The sequence below is a fragment of the Corynebacterium sp. ACRQP genome, from assembly GCF_022345915.1.
Lineage (GTDB): Bacteria > Actinomycetota > Actinomycetes > Mycobacteriales > Mycobacteriaceae > Corynebacterium > Corynebacterium lehmanniae.
Genome location: NZ_JAKRMZ010000036.1, coordinates 1 through 16673 on the forward strand (window position 1 = coordinate 1; position 16673 = coordinate 16673).

General features: G+C 64.4%; 17 protein-coding genes. 7 read left to right on the top strand and 10 right to left on the bottom strand.

The window, feature by feature from the left end; genetic code table 11:
* Window positions 1-303 precede the first annotated feature (303 nt).
* Window positions 304-873 (top strand): MarR family transcriptional regulator, encoded by a 570-nt coding sequence (locus MHY23_RS11480; protein WP_181888440.1) that lies wholly within the window; start codon window positions 304-306, stop codon window positions 871-873.
* Here MHY23_RS11480 and MHY23_RS11485 read toward each other — a convergent pair.
* The 3 genes from MHY23_RS11485 to MHY23_RS11495 are packed head-to-tail and all read right to left on the bottom strand — an operon-like array spanning window position 845 to window position 3427.
* The gene (locus MHY23_RS11485; protein WP_239307661.1) at window positions 845-2134 is read right to left on the bottom strand and encodes an SPFH domain-containing protein; all 1290 of its coding nucleotides are present in this window, start codon (window positions 2132-2134) and stop codon (window positions 845-847) included. The genes MHY23_RS11480 and MHY23_RS11485 overlap by 29 nt on opposite strands.
* The gene (locus MHY23_RS11490; RefSeq protein ID WP_239307662.1) at window positions 2135-2563 is read right to left on the bottom strand and encodes an NfeD family protein; all 429 of its coding nucleotides are present in this window, start codon (window positions 2561-2563) and stop codon (window positions 2135-2137) included.
* Between the two features lie 21 nt (window positions 2564-2584).
* The gene (locus tag MHY23_RS11495; protein ID WP_239307663.1) at window positions 2585-3427 is read right to left on the bottom strand and encodes a DUF3097 domain-containing protein; all 843 of its coding nucleotides are present in this window, start codon (window positions 3425-3427) and stop codon (window positions 2585-2587) included.
* A gap of 40 nt (window positions 3428-3467) precedes the next feature.
* On the opposite strand from MHY23_RS11495, the gene MHY23_RS11500 reads away from it, so the two are divergent.
* Window positions 3468-4220 (top strand): hypothetical protein, encoded by a 753-nt coding sequence (locus tag MHY23_RS11500; RefSeq protein WP_239307664.1) that lies wholly within the window; start codon window positions 3468-3470, stop codon window positions 4218-4220.
* On the opposite strand, the gene MHY23_RS11505 is transcribed toward MHY23_RS11500, so the two are convergent.
* The 3 genes from MHY23_RS11505 to MHY23_RS11515 all read right to left on the bottom strand — a co-directional run bounded on the left by MHY23_RS11505 (window position 4217) and on the right by MHY23_RS11515 (window position 8021).
* Complete coding sequence (locus tag MHY23_RS11505; protein ID WP_239307665.1) at window positions 4217-5254, bottom strand: ferrochelatase; 1038 nt, start codon at window positions 5252-5254, stop codon at window positions 4217-4219. The two genes, MHY23_RS11500 and MHY23_RS11505, sit on opposite strands and share 4 nt — an antisense overlap.
* 18 nt (window positions 5255-5272) lie before the next feature.
* Complete coding sequence (locus tag MHY23_RS11510) at window positions 5273-7009, bottom strand: DIP1281 family NlpC/P60 protein (protein WP_239307666.1); 1737 nt, start codon at window positions 7007-7009, stop codon at window positions 5273-5275.
* Between the two features lie 547 nt (window positions 7010-7556).
* Window positions 7557-8021: a DUF6676 family protein gene (locus tag MHY23_RS11515; protein WP_239307667.1), complete on the bottom strand. Its 465-nt coding sequence runs from the start codon at window positions 8019-8021 to the stop codon at window positions 7557-7559.
* 209 nt (window positions 8022-8230) lie between these two features.
* On the opposite strand from MHY23_RS11515, the gene acnA reads away from it, so the two are divergent.
* The 3 genes from acnA to MHY23_RS11530 all read left to right on the top strand — a co-directional run bounded on the left by acnA (window position 8231) and on the right by MHY23_RS11530 (window position 12413).
* Window positions 8231-11008 (top strand): aconitate hydratase AcnA, encoded by a 2778-nt coding sequence (acnA, locus tag MHY23_RS11520; RefSeq protein WP_239307668.1) that lies wholly within the window; start codon window positions 8231-8233, stop codon window positions 11006-11008.
* A gap of 93 nt (window positions 11009-11101) precedes the next feature.
* The gene (locus tag MHY23_RS11525; protein WP_181888449.1) at window positions 11102-11653 is read left to right on the top strand and encodes a TetR/AcrR family transcriptional regulator; all 552 of its coding nucleotides are present in this window, start codon (window positions 11102-11104) and stop codon (window positions 11651-11653) included.
* Window positions 11654-11690: 37 nt separating this feature from the next.
* A complete protein-coding gene (locus MHY23_RS11530) occupies window positions 11691-12413 on the top strand; it encodes a gamma-glutamyl-gamma-aminobutyrate hydrolase family protein (RefSeq protein WP_239307669.1) in 723 nt (240 codons plus the stop codon).
* Here the strand turns inward: MHY23_RS11530 and MHY23_RS11535 are convergent.
* A complete protein-coding gene (locus MHY23_RS11535; RefSeq protein ID WP_239307670.1) occupies window positions 12410-13066 on the bottom strand; it encodes an NAD(P)H-binding protein in 657 nt (218 codons plus the stop codon). The two genes, MHY23_RS11530 and MHY23_RS11535, sit on opposite strands and share 4 nt — an antisense overlap.
* Before the next feature lie 41 nt (window positions 13067-13107).
* On the opposite strand from MHY23_RS11535, the gene MHY23_RS11540 reads away from it, so the two are divergent.
* Complete coding sequence (locus MHY23_RS11540) at window positions 13108-13377, top strand: ACT domain-containing protein (protein ID WP_181888452.1); 270 nt, start codon at window positions 13108-13110, stop codon at window positions 13375-13377.
* Between the two features lie 9 nt (window positions 13378-13386).
* Entirely contained in the window at window positions 13387-14751 is a 1365-nt protein-coding gene (locus MHY23_RS11545) for a PFL family protein (protein ID WP_239307671.1), read from the top strand.
* Here MHY23_RS11545 and MHY23_RS11550 read toward each other — a convergent pair.
* From MHY23_RS11550 to MHY23_RS11560, 3 genes are all read right to left on the bottom strand, one after another.
* A complete protein-coding gene (locus MHY23_RS11550) occupies window positions 14748-14993 on the bottom strand; it encodes a PLDc N-terminal domain-containing protein (protein WP_181888454.1) in 246 nt (81 codons plus the stop codon). The genes MHY23_RS11545 and MHY23_RS11550 overlap by 4 nt on opposite strands.
* 256 nt (window positions 14994-15249) lie before the next feature.
* A complete protein-coding gene (locus tag MHY23_RS11555) occupies window positions 15250-15546 on the bottom strand; it encodes a hypothetical protein (RefSeq protein WP_148363845.1) in 297 nt (98 codons plus the stop codon).
* A 73-nt stretch (window positions 15547-15619) separates the two neighbouring features.
* Window positions 15620-16033, bottom strand: a complete 414-nt coding sequence (locus MHY23_RS11560) for a hypothetical protein (RefSeq protein WP_194559291.1) — start codon at window positions 16031-16033, stop codon at window positions 15620-15622.
* Window positions 16034-16673 lie beyond the last annotated feature (640 nt).

Here is a 16673-nt window from a genome sequence, read left to right on the forward strand (position 1 = left end):
CCATCCGGCTATTCCACCGCAGTGTCCAACAAGTCATCAGACATGATGTCCAATAAGTGACCAGACTCCGCGTCCAAAAACTCACCAGACTCCATGTCCAAAAAGTGTCAAGACATGACACCGCTAGACGAACAGCCCGCTATCGACACTCGCATTCAATATCACCTGGGAAAATGTCGAGCTCAACTCCGAATCGTCTAGCAAACTGAAGCAAACCGCTAGACGATCCGGCTGTAGGGCCTGGCCCCACCGTCTACGTGTCGGAGTCAAGCCCCAAGGGTAGACCGGAGTACGCTACGGCCTATGATTGCCGTGCATGCGAGGTACCGGGGCCGCGAGAAGGCCCGCGCCGCCGTGGTTGAGCGCTCCGCTGAGGCGCTCAGTGGCCTGCCCGGTGTTGCAGGCTTCGAGGTGCTCGGGGTGGAAGACATCCGCTCGAAGGTCGAGGACGCCGAAGCTGCGCTGAACCTGATCATGGCGCTGCTTTCGGACGGCAACTGGGCCATCGGGCTCGGCATCAGCGACGGCGAGGGCTCCACGCGCGACGCTTCTGCCACCGCGACGAAAGCTGTCGGAACGAGGGCGGGCCAGGTGCGGGTGATCGTCGATAGGCAACAAGCGACGACTGAGGCCGCGGACATCGCGGCGACCTTCGCGCTGATGGCGCACGTGCTGCACAAGCGCACCTACGAGGGGCGCGAGGCGACATCGCTGGTGCGGCGCGGCATGAACCAAAATGAGGCCGCCGCAACCCTGGGCATCTCCAAACAGGCGATGAGCCAGCGGTTGCAGGCGGCCGGGTGGCCCGCGGAGCAGGCCGGGTGGCAGCTAGCGCTGAATTTGATTACTCGGGCTGCTGGTCAGGGCGAGTAACGGGGCGCGAGACCGGCTCGGACACGTCAGTGTCGCGGCCGAAATCCTGCTCGAAGCCGGTGCGCTCCGGCTCGCCCGCGGTGATCTCGCGGCGGGTGGCGCCGCTGGGTTCCGGCTTGATCGAATCCTGCGCTGACCCCTGTGCCGCATCCTGGGTCGGATCCGGGTCGTCGACGTGCTTGTTGGCCACCGCGCGCGCCTCGGCGAGAGCCTTTGCCAGCTCCGGGTCGGTGGAAGTGTCGAACCAGCGGTCGGTGTTGTCCGCCTGGGCCATCTCCCGGTCGCGGTCGTTCGGGGACTCGGACTCGTAGCGGAACACGCCGTCGTCGTCCTTGTTGGCGAAGGCGCGGGCGAACTGCTGCAGGGAGTCGCCGAACTGGGACGGGATCATCCACATCGTCGCCGCGTCGTTGTTCGCGATCTTCGGCAGCTGCTCCAGGTACTGGTACGCCAGCAACTCCGGGGTCACGCCGGAAGACTTGATGGCGGCGTTGACCTTCTGGATCGCGCGGGCCTCACCCTGCGCGGCCAGGTACTTGGCGGCGCGCTCACCCTCGGCGCGCAGCATCATCGCCTGACGCTCCGCCTCAGCCGCGAGGATGGCCGCGTGCTTCTCGCCCTCCGCGGAGAGGATGCGCGCCTGCTTCTCACCCTCTGCGGTCTTGATGTCGGACTCGCGCTTACCTTCAGCAGTGAGAATCATGGCGCGCTTTTCGCGGTCCGCCTTCATCTGCATCTCCATGGACTGCTGGATGGACGGCGGCGGATCAATCGCCTTCAGCTCCACTCGGCTGATGCGAAGGCCCCACTTGGCGGTGGCCGCGTCCAGCTCGCCGCGCAGGCGGCGGTTGATGGTCTCGCGCGAGGTCAGCGTCTCCTCGAGCGTCATGCCGCCGACGACGTCGCGCAGCGTTGCCACGGAAATCTGCTCCACGCCCACGAGGTAGTTGTCCACGCCGTAGATGGCCTTGGCCGGGTCGTTGATCTGGAACGTGACCACCGTGTCGATCGCCACGGTCAGGTTGTCCTGGGTGATCACGGCCTGCGGCGGGAAGGACACCACGCGCTCACGGGTGTCCACGCGCTCGCGCACGCGGTCGATGTAGGGCACGAGGAACGTCAGCCCGCCGGACGCGGTGCGGGTGTAGCGGCCAAGGCGCTCAATAACCGCCGCTTCGCCTTGTGGGATCAGCTTGATTGACGCGGTGAGAACTGCCACCACCAGCGCGATGATGACGATGAATGTGATAAACCCTCCCATTTAGGGCTCCTTCCACACGACAGCGACGGGGCCGTCAATATCGTAAACGGTCACGCGGGATCCCGCCGGGATGGTTTCCGCCGGGTCGAGGCCGCGGGCGGACCACAGGGAGCCGTCGAAACGCACCTGGCCCTCGCCGCCCACAATGTCCTCGACGACCTCCGCCGTGCTGCCGACCAGCGCCCGCGGCGAATCGTCCAACACCAGCGGCTTTTCCATGCGCCGGCGCAGCGGCGGACGCAGGAAGAACCAGAACAGCGCGGACGAGACGGCGAACACGGCGACTTCCGCCCACATGGGCACACCAGCCAAGGCGACAAGCGCCGTGGTGAGCGCACCTGCGCCGAGCATGAGCAGCGTCAGCTCGCCCACAGCCAATTCCAAAAGCGCCAGCAGCGCCGCAGCTAAAAACCAAAGCAAAGGTCCCACGTGATGTACCTTACATGTGTTCTAGAGATCGTTTTTGGATAATTCCGGGTTGGTGACGAAGTCCACCAACCGCTCGACTGCGCCGATGAGCGTGGAATCCAGGTCCCTGAAGGTGCTCACGGACGATGACACGCGCCGCCACCCTTCCTTCGGGTTCGACCACCCCAGGCGGCGGCACACCCCGGTCTTCCAATCCTCACCGTAAGGCACCTCCGGCCACGCGGGAATACCCACGCTAGACGGCTTCACCGCAGCCCAGATGTCAACGTATGGGTGGCCGGTGACCAGCACGTGTGGGCCGACGTGCTCCACCAACCGGGACTCCTTCGTGCCCTCGATCAGGTGGTCCGCCAGCACGCCGATGCGCCTGCCCGGTCCGGGCTGGAACTCATCCAGGCGCTCCTGCAGGTTGTCCAGGCCTTCCAGATACTCAACCACCACGCCCTCGACGCGCAGGTCGTGGCCCCACACCTGCTCCACAATCGCGGCGTCGTGGATGCCTTCCACCCAAATGCGCGACGGCATGGCCACTTTAGCCTTGACGTTTTCCACCTTCCGGGAGCCGGAGTTCGACCGCTTCGGCCCGTCGACGCGCGGCGCCACGTAGCGGGTCAGCGTCACGCGCTGGCCCTCCACCATGAACGCGCCGGGCAGCATCTTAAACAGGCGCTGGGTGCCGTAGCGGTCCTCCAGGCGCACGAAGTCGCCGTCGTAGGTCCGCTCGAAGCCCACCACCGCGCCGACAAAATCGTTGCCCACGATCTCCACGATGATGCCGGGTTCCGCCGGCATCTCCGGGTAGCTCGGGCGCTTGCTCCGCGCGTGTCCGCTGAAAATGTCTCCGCTGTACCGGCTATCTCGCATAATGCGTCCGCATTGTATCGGCCCCGTTACACTGACCCGGATGCACACGCGCGCCGAAGTTTATTCACCCCTGCAAAACACCGCCGTTTGGCTGGCGGCCTGGCTCTACAACGTCGAATCCGCCGACGACACCGTCGACGCGCTCGCGGATCTCGGAGGTGCGCATTCGTACGGCAGCCTGCCCATGGCGCAATTGCTTTCCGACGTCCGCTCCGCCGCCGACCTCTCCACCCCCGGCCCCGCAATCAGACTCGTCCTCTGGGGCCCTGGCCAAGCCCCACGTTTGCGGGCGGGTTCCCCCGCGATGGAGGCGCTGACCCAGGCCGGGGCGCTCGTGGTGCGCGGGGCGGGGATGCACCACATCCTGGTGCCGGAGTACTCGGGCGGCGGGGTGAACTGGCGATGGTTCGAAGACCCGGAGCCGCTGCCGGAGCCGGAGTGGCTGTCTCCCGGCGAGGCGGACCAGCTGCTCTCCCGCGCCACAGACCAGGCGGCCGTGCTGATCGAGGCAGCCGGCGGCACCCGAAAGGATCTGCCCAACCCGCGGCTGGCGGTGGGCACGCTCGCGGACTTCTACGACACCCCGGGGCTTCCCGCCGGTGTGACCCCGCGCGCGGCGAAACTCTTTGCGCGCGCAGACAGGGTGGCTGCCACGATTGAGACGGTCACCGACCGCCTAGACGACCACTCCTTCGACCCGCAGCTGTTCGCGCTCTGGCGCCACGTGCGTTCCGCCCGCATGGCTGGTGTGGCGGATGCGGTGGTGGACTACCAGCGCGAGTGGGCGCGCTAGCGGCCCGGCCGCTTCACCGGGGCGCAGCAGCCCTCCTTGCACGGCGCTCCGTTGACTGTGCAGCCCTGCACCGTGACTGAAGACAAGGTTTTAGGCTTGACTTCCGAGCCAACGGCCTCGGCGATATCGACCACCATGCCGGCGAACGCGGGCTCGAGGCCGACGGTCGGGGTGCGTGTCAGGGAAACCCCCATCTCCTCGCAGGCCTGCTTCAACTCGGTGTCGAGGTCCCAGACCACCTCCATGTGGTCGGTGATAAACCCGATCGGCACGCAGATGAGGTGCTCCATCCCCTCGCGCTGAAGCTCCTGGGCGCGGTCCACCACGTCCGGCTCCAGCCACGGCGTCGCCGGGTTTCCGGAGCGCGACTGCCACACCACCTCGTAGCTATCTACGCCGGCCTGCTTTGCGACGAGCTCCGCCGCCTCCGCAACCTGCCTCGAGTACAGGTGCCGGTCTTCCGGGCCGCCGGAGTTCTCGTCCGCTGCGGTGGGCACGCTGTGCGCGGTGAACAGCACGCGGGTGTCGCCGGTCGCCCTCTCCACAGCCGCGCGCAAACCCTCTGCCACGAGCTCAACGAATGTCGGGTGCCCGTAGAACTGCCAGAGCTTGGTGTAGGTGATCTCCGGCGTGACCTCACGGATTTGCTGGATGTCCTCGTCGTACTGGCGGCAGGCGGAGTATCCGCCCCAGGCGCTGGTGGCGAAGACGAGGACGTTCCTGTGGCCGTCGTCAAGCAACTGCTTCGCAGCGTCCTCGGCGAAGGGGCGCCAGTTGCGGTTGCCAAAGTAGACGGGAAGTTCGATGCCGCGGCGCGCAAGCTCAGCCTCGATGTTGGCGATGAGCTCGCGGTTTTGCCGGTTAATGGGGCTGACGCCGCCGAAGTGGAAGTAGTGCTCGCCGACCTGTGCCAGCCGCTCGCGCGGGATGCCGCGCCCGCGCGTGACGTTCTCAAGAAAAGGAATAACCTCGTCCTCCCCTTCGGGGCCGCCGAAGGAAAGGACGAGGAGTGCGTCGTAGTCGTTGAGAGCCATGCCCTCGAGTTTATCCCGCTAGAGCAGGCGCACCGCGTTCGGAGCCATGCCGGACCAACGCACCGGAGCAATGGTGACGTTCTGGCCGGACTGCGGAGCCTCGATCATGGTGCCGTCGCCGAGGTAGATGGCCACGTGCTGATTGCCGCCCGGCCCCCAGAACAGCAGGTCGCCGCGCTGGGCCTCGCTGGCCGGGATCTGGGTGCCGCGCTGGTACTGATACCCGGTGTAGTGCGGCAGCGCCACGCCAGCGGCCGCGAAGGCGTACAGCACCAGCCCCGAGCAGTCGAAGCCGGAGACGGAACCGCCGTTTACTCCCGTGGTCGGGCCGTTGGCGTCGCCGCCGCCCCACACGTACGGGGTGCCGATAGCGGACTGTGCACGCGCGATCACGGTCTCCACCTGGGAGGAGTTCGACACCGCGGCGACAGACTTCTGTGTCTTGGCGGAGACATCAGCAGCCGTCTCAACCTCGGGCAGCACCGCGGAAAGGGTGCTTGTCGAGTCTGCAGCTTCCGTGGTGTCGGACGTTTGCTCGACCGTGCCCAGCGCGCCGTTCAGCCCATCCGCGAAGGCGGTGACCAGCTCGACGGCATCCGTGTTGGAGCTGTCGAAGGAGCCGTGGTTGGCCGCCACGCCGCCGACCATCGCGATGCCGGCCGCGACGGCGCCGACCTTGGCGATCGTGTCGCTGTCCAGCGCTGGCAGGCCGCTCTGGGACGACAGCGCGGCGATGTCGCTGTCGGAGGACGTCTGCGCCACCGTGCGCACCGCATCGATCACGGTCTCGCGGCTGGGCTCGGGCGCCTCTGGTGCGTCGTTGGATACGCGCTGGCGTACCAGATCCACGACCTCTTCCGGCACCTCGTAGGTGGTGTCGCCCTTGGACACAGTAAGGGTGGCGGCGTACGGGTCGGCGGCGATGGCGTTGTCCGGGGCGGCCTCGGCAGACGCGCTGTCTGCGGTTTCCGGCTGCACCTGGGGCGCGTTGGTCTGAGTGTCAGGCTGGGCCTGGTCGGGCTGGGCTTGCTCGGACTTGGCCGGGCGCTGCTGCTCCAGGTCCTTCTGCGCGCTATCGAGCTGGGACTGGGCGGCGTCGCGCTCAGCGACGGAGGCTTCGAGCGCGGCGCGGTTTGCGTCGAGAAGCTCGCGCGCGTTTGCCTCGGCCTGCTTCGCCTCGGCCTCGGAAGCGTCGGCGAGCTCGCTCGCCTCGCGCAGCGTGGCCTCCTCATTCGCCGCCTCGGCACGCGCCTGCTCCGCCTCGGCGAGCTTGGCGCGCTTCTCCTCCGAGCGCTGGCGCAGGAAGAACGAGCGGTCGAGCACGTCGCGCTGGGTGTCCTTGCCGCTGACGGCGACGAGCGCGTCGCTCGGGCTCGCGCCGCGGTACTGCGAACGGCTCAGCTCGTCGAGTTCGGCGCGTAGGACGTCGACCCGCTCCTGGGCTTCGTCGAGACGGCGCTTCGCCTCGTCCTTGCCACGGCGGGCCTGCTCGGCCTTGACCTGCGCATCGTGCAGATCCACCAGGGACTGGTTAACAGACTCCTGAAGGCCGCCGAGATCGAGGTTGAGCGCGTCGACGTTGGCCTGCGCGCGGGACACTGCGGTCACGAGCTCGCCCATTGCGGAGGTGGAACTCTGGCCGTTGGCGGCCGGGCTGACTAGGCCCGCCGCCATCGAGATGGTTGCGGCACACGCGGCGGCGCCGAGCACATTTCGCGCACGGCCAAACCGGGTGCCCCTTTGTGGATTAGCCACGAAGGTGCTCCTCACACCGCCCGTCGCGCACACTTCAGCCGCACTCGGGCGATCAAGAAAACCCGAGGCTTCAAAGCGCAGGCGAAAACCGTGACTAGCGGTCCCACGAGCGGTCTAGATGTTGACTACTGACGCGGCAGCGCGAATCGCAGCTGGCACAGCTCTGCCCTGGAACCTGGTACTCGGCGTGCTTCCCCACATGCCCGAACCTTCGCGGGCGCTTGACTAGAGCGCCCTAACGGTGCCATTGCGTTGCGTGTGACAGCCATCGACCCGCGAGCCGATACGGGAACCATACGTCAAGGCAACAAACTTGTATCCCTTTTGTTACAAACAATCTCGCGAGTCAAGGCTATTCACATGATTCACACCCGTCTCACCAGCACAAACCTGGGCGCGAGAGCGTTACGTGACGTTCGTCACATTGCCGGGCTCACGCTCGCAAAAGTTGACCAAACTGATGAAAACGTGGAATCTGACCTGCGGGTTTCCGGGGGCACGTCAGCTTTTGCGAGCGGGCGCGTCAAGGCAGCGAGCTTGTCGACGATTACCTGCGGCGGGCGGAGAACGCAGCCGCCGCAGCTACCGCGGCAAGGACGACGAGCACGGCCGCGACCACCAGCGGCCAGTTCACCGAGAACAAATTGGCAGCGTCGGCAAAGGCGTGGACGCCGGCGACGTAGTCCGGTTCGGCGGCCATCGCCCGCTCCCCGCACTCCACCTGTGCGCGGTTCAAGGAGTCGCTCACCCCGACAGCGACCTGCGGGGTGCGCACCAGCACTGTGTCGAGACCGGTTTCGGCGGCGGCGTCCTGCGCCAAGTCGCGAAGGTCCGCGATCACCGGCGGGGTCTGCTCGAGCACGATCATGCCCGCCGGGTCGAGGTTGGCCTCGGCGAGAGCGTCTTCCAGTGCCGGACCTAGCGCCGCGTTGACCGGGTTGTCGGTGCCGAACGCCACTGAGGACGAGGAGAGCTGAGAGACGAGCTCTTCCAGCGTGGCTTCGGTCTGCATCGGCCTTGCTCCTCGGGTTTCCGGGCGATCAATACGGTCGGCTTTGCAGTGTAACGGTGGTTACCGGAGGTGCGTCGATAAGCGCAATGCGAAAACATAACGAGCGTACTGTTAATATGGGCGCGGAACTATGGAAGGTCGCATAAACTGGTGGCTTGACCATAGGGTCGCTAACCCCTGATTTGATACGACGAGAATTGGAGCTCACCGTGGCAGAAAGCAAGAACTCGTTCGGTGCCAAGAAGACGCTCGAGGTCGGCGGAAAGTCCTACGACTACTTCGCACTCGACGCCGTCGAAGGCATGGAGAAACTCCCCTACTCCCTCAAGGTGCTGGGCGAGAACCTCCTGCGCACCGAGGACGGCAAGAACGTCACCGAGGACCACATCAAGGCCATCGCGAACTGGGATCCCTCGGCAGAGCCGAGCGTGGAAATCCAGTTCACCCCGGCCCGCGTCCTCATGCAGGACTTCACCGGCGTGCCCTGCGTGGTCGACCTTGCAACCATGCGTGAGGCCGTGAGCACCCTCGGCGGCAACCCGGACCAGGTCAACCCGCTGAACCCGGCCGAGATGGTCATCGACCACTCCGTGATCATCGAGGCATTCGGCTCCGAGAACGCCATCGACAAGAACGTCGAGATCGAGTACCAGCGCAACGAGGAGCGCTACCAGTTCCTGCGCTGGGGTGCAGAGAGCTTCTCCAACTTCCGCGTCGTCCCGCCGGGAACCGGCATCGTCCACCAGGTCAACATCGAGTACCTCTCCCGCGTTGTCTTCGACAACGAGGGCCTGGCTTACCCGGACACCTGCATCGGCACCGACTCCCACACCACCATGGAAAACGGCCTGGGCATCCTGGGCTGGGGCGTCGGCGGCATCGAGGCTGAGGCCGCAATGCTGGGCCAGCCGGTTTCCATGCTCATCCCGCGTGTTGTGGGCTTCAAGCTCACCGGCGAGATCCCGACCGGCGTGACCGCAACCGACGTCGTGCTCACCATCACCGAGATGCTGCGCGAGCACGGTGTGGTGCAGAAGTTCGTCGAGTTCTACGGCAACGGCGTCAAGGAAATCCCGCTGGCGAACCGCGCCACCATCGGCAACATGTCCCCGGAGTTCGGCTCCACCTGCGCGATCTTCCCGATCGACGAGGAGACCATCAACTACCTGCACCTGACCGGCCGCTCCCAGGAGGACATCGACCGCGTCGAGGCATACGCCAAGGCACAGGGCATGTGGCTGGAGCAGGACGCCGAGGAGGCCGAGTACTCCGAGTACCTCGAGCTGGACCTGTCCACCGTCGTGCCGTCCATCGCTGGCCCGAAGCGCCCGCAGGACCGCATCCTGCTGTCCGAGTCCAAGGACACCTTCCGCAAGCAGCTGCCGGACTACAACACCGCAGGCGAGGGCACCTCCGAGCCGGTTCGCGCCGAGAAGGTCGACGCCGTCTCCTACAACGAGTCCTGGGCCGCCAACGGCGAGTCCGCCGCCGAGGGTGCAGAGGGCCGCGCGTCCAAGCCGGTCATCGTTGAGTCCCCGAAGGGCGGCGAGTACACCCTGGACCACGGCTTCGTGGCCATCGCCGCTGTGACCTCCTGCACCAACACCTCCAACCCGTCCGTCATGGTCGGCGCTGCCCTGCTGGCACGCAAGGCCGCTGAGAAGGGCCTGAAGGCCAAGCCGTGGGTTAAGACCATCATGGCTCCGGGCTCCCAGGTCGTGGACGGCTACTACGAGCGCGCTGACCTGTGGAAGGACCTGGAGGCCGTCGGCTTCTACCTCTCCGGCTTCGGCTGCGCATCCTGCATCGGCAACTCCGGCCCGCTGCCGGCCGAGGTTTCCGACGCCGTCAACGAGTTCGACCTCACCGCAACCGCCGTCCTGTCCGGCAACCGCAACTTCGAGGGCCGCATCTCCCCGGACGTGAAGATGAACTACCTCGCGTCCCCGCTGCTGGTCATCGCCTACGCCATCGCCGGCACCATGGACTTCGACTTCGAGACCCAGCCGCTGGGCCAGGACACCGACGGCAACGACGTCTTCCTCAAGGACGTCTGGCCGTCCACCGAAGAGATCGAAGAGACCATCGCAGGCACCATCTCCCGCGAGATGTACGAGGCCGACTACGCCGACGTGTTCAAGGGCGACGAGCAGTGGCAGGGTCTGGACATCCCGACCGGCAAGACCTTCGACTGGAACGAGGACTCCACCTACATCCGCAAGGCGCCGTACTTCGACGGCATGCCGGAGGAGCCGGAGGCAGTCCAGGACATCGAGGGCGCACGCGTGCTGGCAAAGCTGGGCGACTCGGTGACCACCGACCACATCTCGCCGGCTTCCTCCATCAAGCCGGGCACCCCGGCCGCGAACTACCTGGACGCCAACGGTGTCGAGCGCAAGGACTACAACTCCTTCGGCTCCCGCCGAGGCAACCACGAGGTCATGGTCCGCGGCACCTTCGCCAACATCCGCCTGCGCAACCAGCTGGTGGACGAGCAGGGCGGCTACACCCGCGACTTCACCCAGGAGGGCGCACCGCAGGCCTACATCTACGACGCCGCGATGAACTACGCGGAGAAGAACATCCCGCTGGTGGTCATCGCTGGCAAGGAGTACGGCACCGGTTCCTCCCGCGACTGGGCTGCGAAGGGCACCAACCTGCTGGGCGTGAAGGCCGTCATCGCCGAGTCCTTCGAGCGCATCCACCGCTCCAACCTCATCGGCATGGGCGTGCTGCCGCTGCAGTTCCCGGAGGGCCAGTCCCACGAGTCCCTCGGCTTGGACGGCACCGAGACCTTCACCCTGACTGGCATCACCGAGTTCAACAACGGTGAGATCCCTTCGACAGTCCATGTGAAGGCTGAGAAGGACGGCGCCGACGCTGTCGAGTTCGACGCAGTGGTGCGCGTGGATACGCCGGGTGAGGCGGAGTACTTCCGCCACGGCGGCATCCTGCAGTACGTGCTGCGTCAGATGGTCAAGAGCTAACCCGCTTTCGGCCGTCACTTGAGGGGCCCCGCACGCCGCGGGGCCCCTTCCCCATTTTTCTGACCCCTACCTGGAGCCCGAAGGAGCCCCCTCATGCCGATTGTCAGCGACGAAGAGCTGCAGCGCCGCCGCGGCGAGATCATCGACGCCGCACGCGCCTGTTTCGCACACTACGGCTACGAGGGGGCGACCGTGGCCCGCCTGGAAGAGGCCACCGGCAAGACCCGGGGCGCGATCTTCCACCACTTCGGCGACAAGGAAACACTGTTCCTTGCCATCGCGGAGGCGGACGCCGAGCGGCAGGCACAGGTGGTCAGTGAGCGCGGTTTGGTGGAGGTCATGCGCGGCATGCTCGTGGACCGCAGTTCCAACGACTGGTTCACCACCCGCGCCGAGATCCTGCGCAAGCTGCGCACCGACCCCGAGTTCGAGGCGCGCTGGCGCGAGCACCAGGAGGTGCTTGACCGTGCGGTCCGCGAGCGCTTGGAGTCCAACAAGCAGATGCGTGACGACGTCCCCGTCGCCGTGGTCCAGACCTACCTGGAGACAGTGCTCGAGGGCTTCATCACCAAGCTCGCCTCCGGCGAGCCAGTGGAGCGCCTCGAGGAGATGCTCGACGTGGTAGAGCAGTCAGTCCGCGGGTAATTCCGAAAAATAGACTAAGCGGTATAGAATTGCCGCTATGTCAAAGCTGCTTTTCCTCTCTCTTCGCAACGGCGAAATTGGGCCGGACGTCGCCCACGCCGAGTACCACGACGCCCTGCGCGCCACGGGCTTGAGCGAAGTGGACATGGAACTGCGCGTCATCGACTCCCCCGACTCCGAGCTCGGCCCCCTCGACCCGGTCAGCGGCATCATCGTCGGCGGCTGCTCGCTGAACGTGACCAACCCCGAGCGCGACGCGTGGCACAAGCGTATCGACGCCATCCTGTCCGCCGCCGTCGACTCCGGCAAGCCTGTCTTCTTCGTCTGCTTCGGCATCTCCTGGCTGGTGGACCACCTCGGCGGCGAGGTCGGACGCACCCACCCTGAGCCGTCCGGCCCGACCACCGTGAACGTGGTGGCGGAAGACGAGCTCGCCGGGCCCAACGGCACGTTTACCGCGCTGACGGGGCACACCGAGAACCCGGTGCGCGTGCCCGATTCCCTCACCGTCGTGGCCACCGGGCCCGACGGGATGGTGCAGATAGTGCGCTACACCGACCGGGTCTGGGCCACCCAGTTCCACGCCGAGATGGACGCCGACGCCATGCGTACCCGCATGGACTTCTTCCACGACTACGGCTACTTCCCCGCCGAGGAGTACGCCCGCATCGTCGCCGACCTGCCCAACCACGACGTAAGCCGGGCGAACGGGCTGCTGCGCACTTTCACCCGGCTCTGCACCGAGGGCCGGTTCGACTAAATCTCGGAGACCTTCGCCTCGCCGCCCTCGAAGTCGAGCGGGTTGCGGTCGAACTGCTTGCCGCGGCCGACCGCTTCCACGATCACATCCGCCACGAGCTCGCGCGGGGTTTCTGACGAGGGGTCCATTTGGTCGTCGAGAAGCGCGATGCCCTCCGACGGATCATCCGTGAGGCGGGTGGGGCCGAGGATCTGATACGGCAGGTCAGAGGCGAGCAGCCGCTTGTCGACGGCCTTCTTCGCCTCGACGTAGGCGTACCACGCCCCGCCGTCGTCCTCCGTGGTGGCCTCGGCGGCGCCCGCGTAGGAGACCATGACGGTAAACGGTGCGAACTCGCCGAGCTCCTCGAGCGCGTCGATCATCGCCATCGCCGCGTCGCGGTCCACGGCAAAGGTGCGCTCGGCGGAGCCGCCGCCGGCGCCCGCGGACCACACGACCACGTCGAACGGGGTGAGCAGGCGAGCCCAGTCCTCCTCGTCGAGGGTGGTCAGGTCGCGGACGATGGCGGTCGCGCCGTCGTCGACAAGCTGCTGCACATGGTCCGGGTTGCGCACGAGCGCGCTGACGCTGTGACCAGCTGCGACGAGCTTGGGGACGGAGTGGCGCGAGACGTTGCCACCCGCGCCGAGAACGAGAACGTGTTGGGATTCCATGGGTCCAACCGTAGCTACGAATTCGTGTCTATACTTTGCGCATGCACGCAATTATTACGACCACTGGTAAGGACCGCCCCGGCGTCATCGCCGCAGTTGCTAAGACCGCCGCGGACGAGGGGCTGAACATCCTCGATGTCTCCCAGACCATCATGGACGACTACTTCACCATGATCATGCGAGTCGCGCTGCCCGATGGCGAGGTGGACATGGGCGCGCTGCAGGAGGCGTTCGACGCCGCCGGTAAGCCGCTCGGCATGGTCGTGCGCATCCAGTCCGAGGCCCTGTTCAGCGCCATCAACGACATCTAAGGGGCGGCTATGAATTTCGAGTTTTCAGACGCGCGGTTCCTCGACGTCATCCGCATGATCGAGGACTACCGCCTGGACATCCGCACCGTCACCATGGGCATTTCGCTCATCGGCTGCACCCGCCCCACGATGGAGGCCACCGCGCAGGCGGTGTACGACCGCGTTGTGGAGCGTGCGCGTGACCTGGTCCCGGTGTGCGAGGGCATCGAGCGCGAATTGGGCATCCCGATCGTGAACAAGCGCATCTCCGTCACCCCCGTCGCGCTGGTGGCGGCGGGCGCGGACGGCAACCCGGTCGAGATTGCCCGCGCGTTGGACCGTGCGGCCGGCGAGCTCGGCGTCAACTTCGTCGGCGGCTACTCGGCACTAGTGGAAAAGGGTGGAACCACCGCCGATAAGCGCCTGATCTACTCCATTCCGGAGGCGCTGAGCGAAACCGACAACGTGTGTAGCTCGGTCAACGTGGCGTCGTCACGCGCCGGCATCAACATGAACGCCGTGGCCAAGATGGGCGAGATTGTGAAGGAGGCCGCGGAGGCGACCGCGGACCGCTCCTCCATTGCCTGCGCCAAGCTGGTCGTCTTCGCCAACGCCGTGGGCGACAACCCGTTCATGGCCGGCGCGTTCCACGGCATCGAGGAGCCGGACACGGTGATCTCGGTGGGTGTGTCTGGTCCGGGTGTGGTGGACAACGCGATCGCCCCGCTGAAGGGTGCGAGCCTGAACGAGGTCGCCGAGGAGATTAAGAAGGCCGCGTTCAAGATCACCCGCGCGGGTCAGCTCGTGGGCAACATGGCGGCTGAGCGGTTGGGGGTGCCGTTTGGCATCGTGGACCTGTCGCTCGCGCCGACGGCGGAGATGGGCGATTCAGTGGCGCACGTGCTCGAGCGCATGGGCCTGGAGCAGGTGGGCACGCACGGGACTACCGCTGCGTTGGCGCTGCTCAACGACGCCGTGAAGAAGGGCGGCATGATGGCCTGCTCCCGCGTGGGTGGCCTGTCCGGTTCCTTCATCCCGGTCTCCGAGGACAAGGGCATGATCGACGCGGTTCATAGCGGTGCCATCTCCATGGACAAGCTCGAGGCGATGACCTCGATCTGCTCCGTGGGCTTCGACATGATCGCCATCCCCGGCGACACCTCCGCCGAGCTCATCGCAGGCATGATTGCCGACGAAGCCGCGATCGGCGTGATGAACCACAAGACCACCGCTTCGCGCCTGATCCCGGTGCCCGGGACCAAGCCCGGCGACGAAGTGAACTTCGGCGGCCTGCTCGGCTACGCACCGGTGATTCCGGTGAACAAGGTGGGTAACGACGAGTTCATCCACCGCGGCGGGTTTATCCCCGCGCCGGTGCACGGGTTCAGGAACTAACGCTTCTTTCCGAACGCGAACCAGGCGACCCAGCCCAGGGTGTTGACTGCGCCGATCACCGGGGTCCACAGCCACTTCGGGCCGCGCACTCGCTTTGAGTTGGTGCGCGCCAGGTCGCGCAGCGCGAAAGCCTTACCGGCGGTGTCGATGGTGGCGAGCACGCCGGCAATGGTCTTCTGGTCGGAAGAAAGGCCGTTCCAGGCGTCCTTGATGGTGTCGATGATGTCGTTGTTTCTTGCCATATTGCGAGTGTAGCGGGCTGCTTTCGGGGTCCACGCTTCGTCCGTCGATAAGCAAGATGCTCACTATAGTGGACAAACTCTTGTGCGGTTTATGTTTCGGTTTGTACGTTCGTGGAAACGAAACTTCCGAACCACAGGAGCTCGAAAATGCAACGTCGTAAACTTCTGCACATCATTACCGAACGCGTTAACTGCGAACCCCGCGGGATCACAGTCGATTCAAACATTATGCAGTTCGAGTGGATTCTCGGTGACATCATCCTTTCTGGATATATTCCATAGAATTGAATCTATTCTTTTCAGGGGTTGAGGTAAGGAACATCTCTACAAAACCAGAGCCCTGGAGCATTTCGTCCCACTCGATAGATTCTTCATTTTTACTTAAATCAGGGAATCTTCCCCAAAGACGAACAACTTTTCCTTCGTGAAGTCCAGGGTTAAAGAGATCGAAGTGGTACCAGAGCTGATTTTCGGGGGAGCCGCTGTTTCTTCCCGCTTGGATGCCGACTCCTGCTAAAATTGTCTCCTCTGGAAGTATGGTGTCTTGAAACATTTGGGTGGATATATTTTTCAAAAACTTGATTTCATCAGTCGTGATAGAAATAAATTGATTGATGACTATTCTCCTAGCGGTAGAAAGCAGTGATTATTCCGACAGGTCGGCCGTCTCCGCTTACGGGATCTACTCGCTCTGTGGCAACAACCGTCATAACTCTTCCATTGATTGGGTAAGAGCATTCTTTATTGCCATTTCCTGCATTTAAGCCGCCTTTGCAGTCGGGGGCGTTATGTAAAACTGTGTCAATCTCTGTAGTGGCTGGAACGAAACCGCCGTGACTGTCCTTGATGTGAGAAAGCCCAAAACCAACACTGCCGGGCTCATCTCCCTGCCCTACGCGGAGTGGAAGATCCTCGCCTTTCGGGCCAATGATTGCTTGGCTAATAGTCCAGTCAATTGGCTGAGCGGCCACTGCAGTGGGGGAAACAAGTAACCCGATAAATGCCACCAACGTGGCGGATAAAAATTTCTTTACTTTCACGGGCAACACCCTTCAAAAATATCTGGAAGATATGCGACGGGAGAGAATAAACCTTTGGCGCTGATGTTGGGGTCAAGTGAGACATGAATCAAAAAGGAAACCCTGTCTCATTAATTATGATGGTTTAGCTCTCCGTTTCCCGCAAGACCTTTTGTGAATATATAAATTAATTTATTCAGAATCGACACCTCAGATCCTTTTCGGGGGCTGGAGCAGGCACTTACTTGGGTGTTCCACTGGAACTCAACGCCATTCGGCGCGAACGTCACTGGCAAGCTTCTTGATGTCCACAGCGAAGAATATTTGACGTTGGATTACGCTCGAGGTGAGGTGACCCCGCAGGTCAGTGGGATGCCGAAGATGCGCAGCGCGCTAACCCCAGACGACGTGTATCCCTTATTCGAGCTGGTCTGGGCCAAAAATGAGCCAGACCCATACGGAGAGACGCCGAAGTTTCCGAAGCTCTCGGCGGTGCGGCTCATTTGCGAACGCAGTGGAGAGCTCGCCTCCGGCATTGACTGTTGCGACCGGCTAGTTGGTAGCGGTGTGGTGACTTTCGGGTAGCGGTTCAGTGGGTTTCCGGTAGCGGGGTTGGCGGTGGCGGGTGATGCTTTCGGGTGGTTGCACCACAGGGGTGTAG

Bases quoted from the DNA above. Each gene is read 5' to 3' on its own strand.
- MHY23_RS11480 (WP_181888440.1), top strand. From the start codon at position 304: ATGATTGCCGTGCATGCGAGGTACCGGGGCCGCGAGAAGGCCCGCGCC.
- MHY23_RS11485 (WP_239307661.1), bottom strand. From the start codon at position 2,134: ATGGGAGGGTTTATCACATTCATCGTCATCATCGCGCTGGTGGTGGCA.
- MHY23_RS11495 (WP_239307663.1), bottom strand. From the start codon at position 3,427: ATGCGAGATAGCCGGTACAGCGGAGACATTTTCAGCGGACACGCGCGG.
- MHY23_RS11500 (WP_239307664.1), top strand. From the start codon at position 3,468: ATGCACACGCGCGCCGAAGTTTATTCACCCCTGCAAAACACCGCCGTT.
- MHY23_RS11505 (WP_239307665.1), bottom strand. From the start codon at position 5,254: ATGGCTCTCAACGACTACGACGCACTCCTCGTCCTTTCCTTCGGCGGC.
- MHY23_RS11515 (WP_239307667.1), bottom strand. From the start codon at position 8,021: ATGCAGACCGAAGCCACGCTGGAAGAGCTCGTCTCTCAGCTCTCCTCG.
- MHY23_RS11525 (WP_181888449.1), top strand. From the start codon at position 11,102: ATGCCGATTGTCAGCGACGAAGAGCTGCAGCGCCGCCGCGGCGAGATC.
- MHY23_RS11530 (WP_239307669.1), top strand. From the start codon at position 11,691: ATGTCAAAGCTGCTTTTCCTCTCTCTTCGCAACGGCGAAATTGGGCCG.
- MHY23_RS11535 (WP_239307670.1), bottom strand. From the start codon at position 13,066: ATGGAATCCCAACACGTTCTCGTTCTCGGCGCGGGTGGCAACGTCTCG.
- MHY23_RS11540 (WP_181888452.1), top strand. From the start codon at position 13,108: ATGCACGCAATTATTACGACCACTGGTAAGGACCGCCCCGGCGTCATC.
- MHY23_RS11545 (WP_239307671.1), top strand. From the start codon at position 13,387: ATGAATTTCGAGTTTTCAGACGCGCGGTTCCTCGACGTCATCCGCATG.
- MHY23_RS11550 (WP_181888454.1), bottom strand. From the start codon at position 14,993: ATGGCAAGAAACAACGACATCATCGACACCATCAAGGACGCCTGGAAC.
- MHY23_RS11555 (WP_148363845.1), bottom strand. From the start codon at position 15,546: ATGTTTCAAGACACCATACTTCCAGAGGAGACAATTTTAGCAGGAGTC.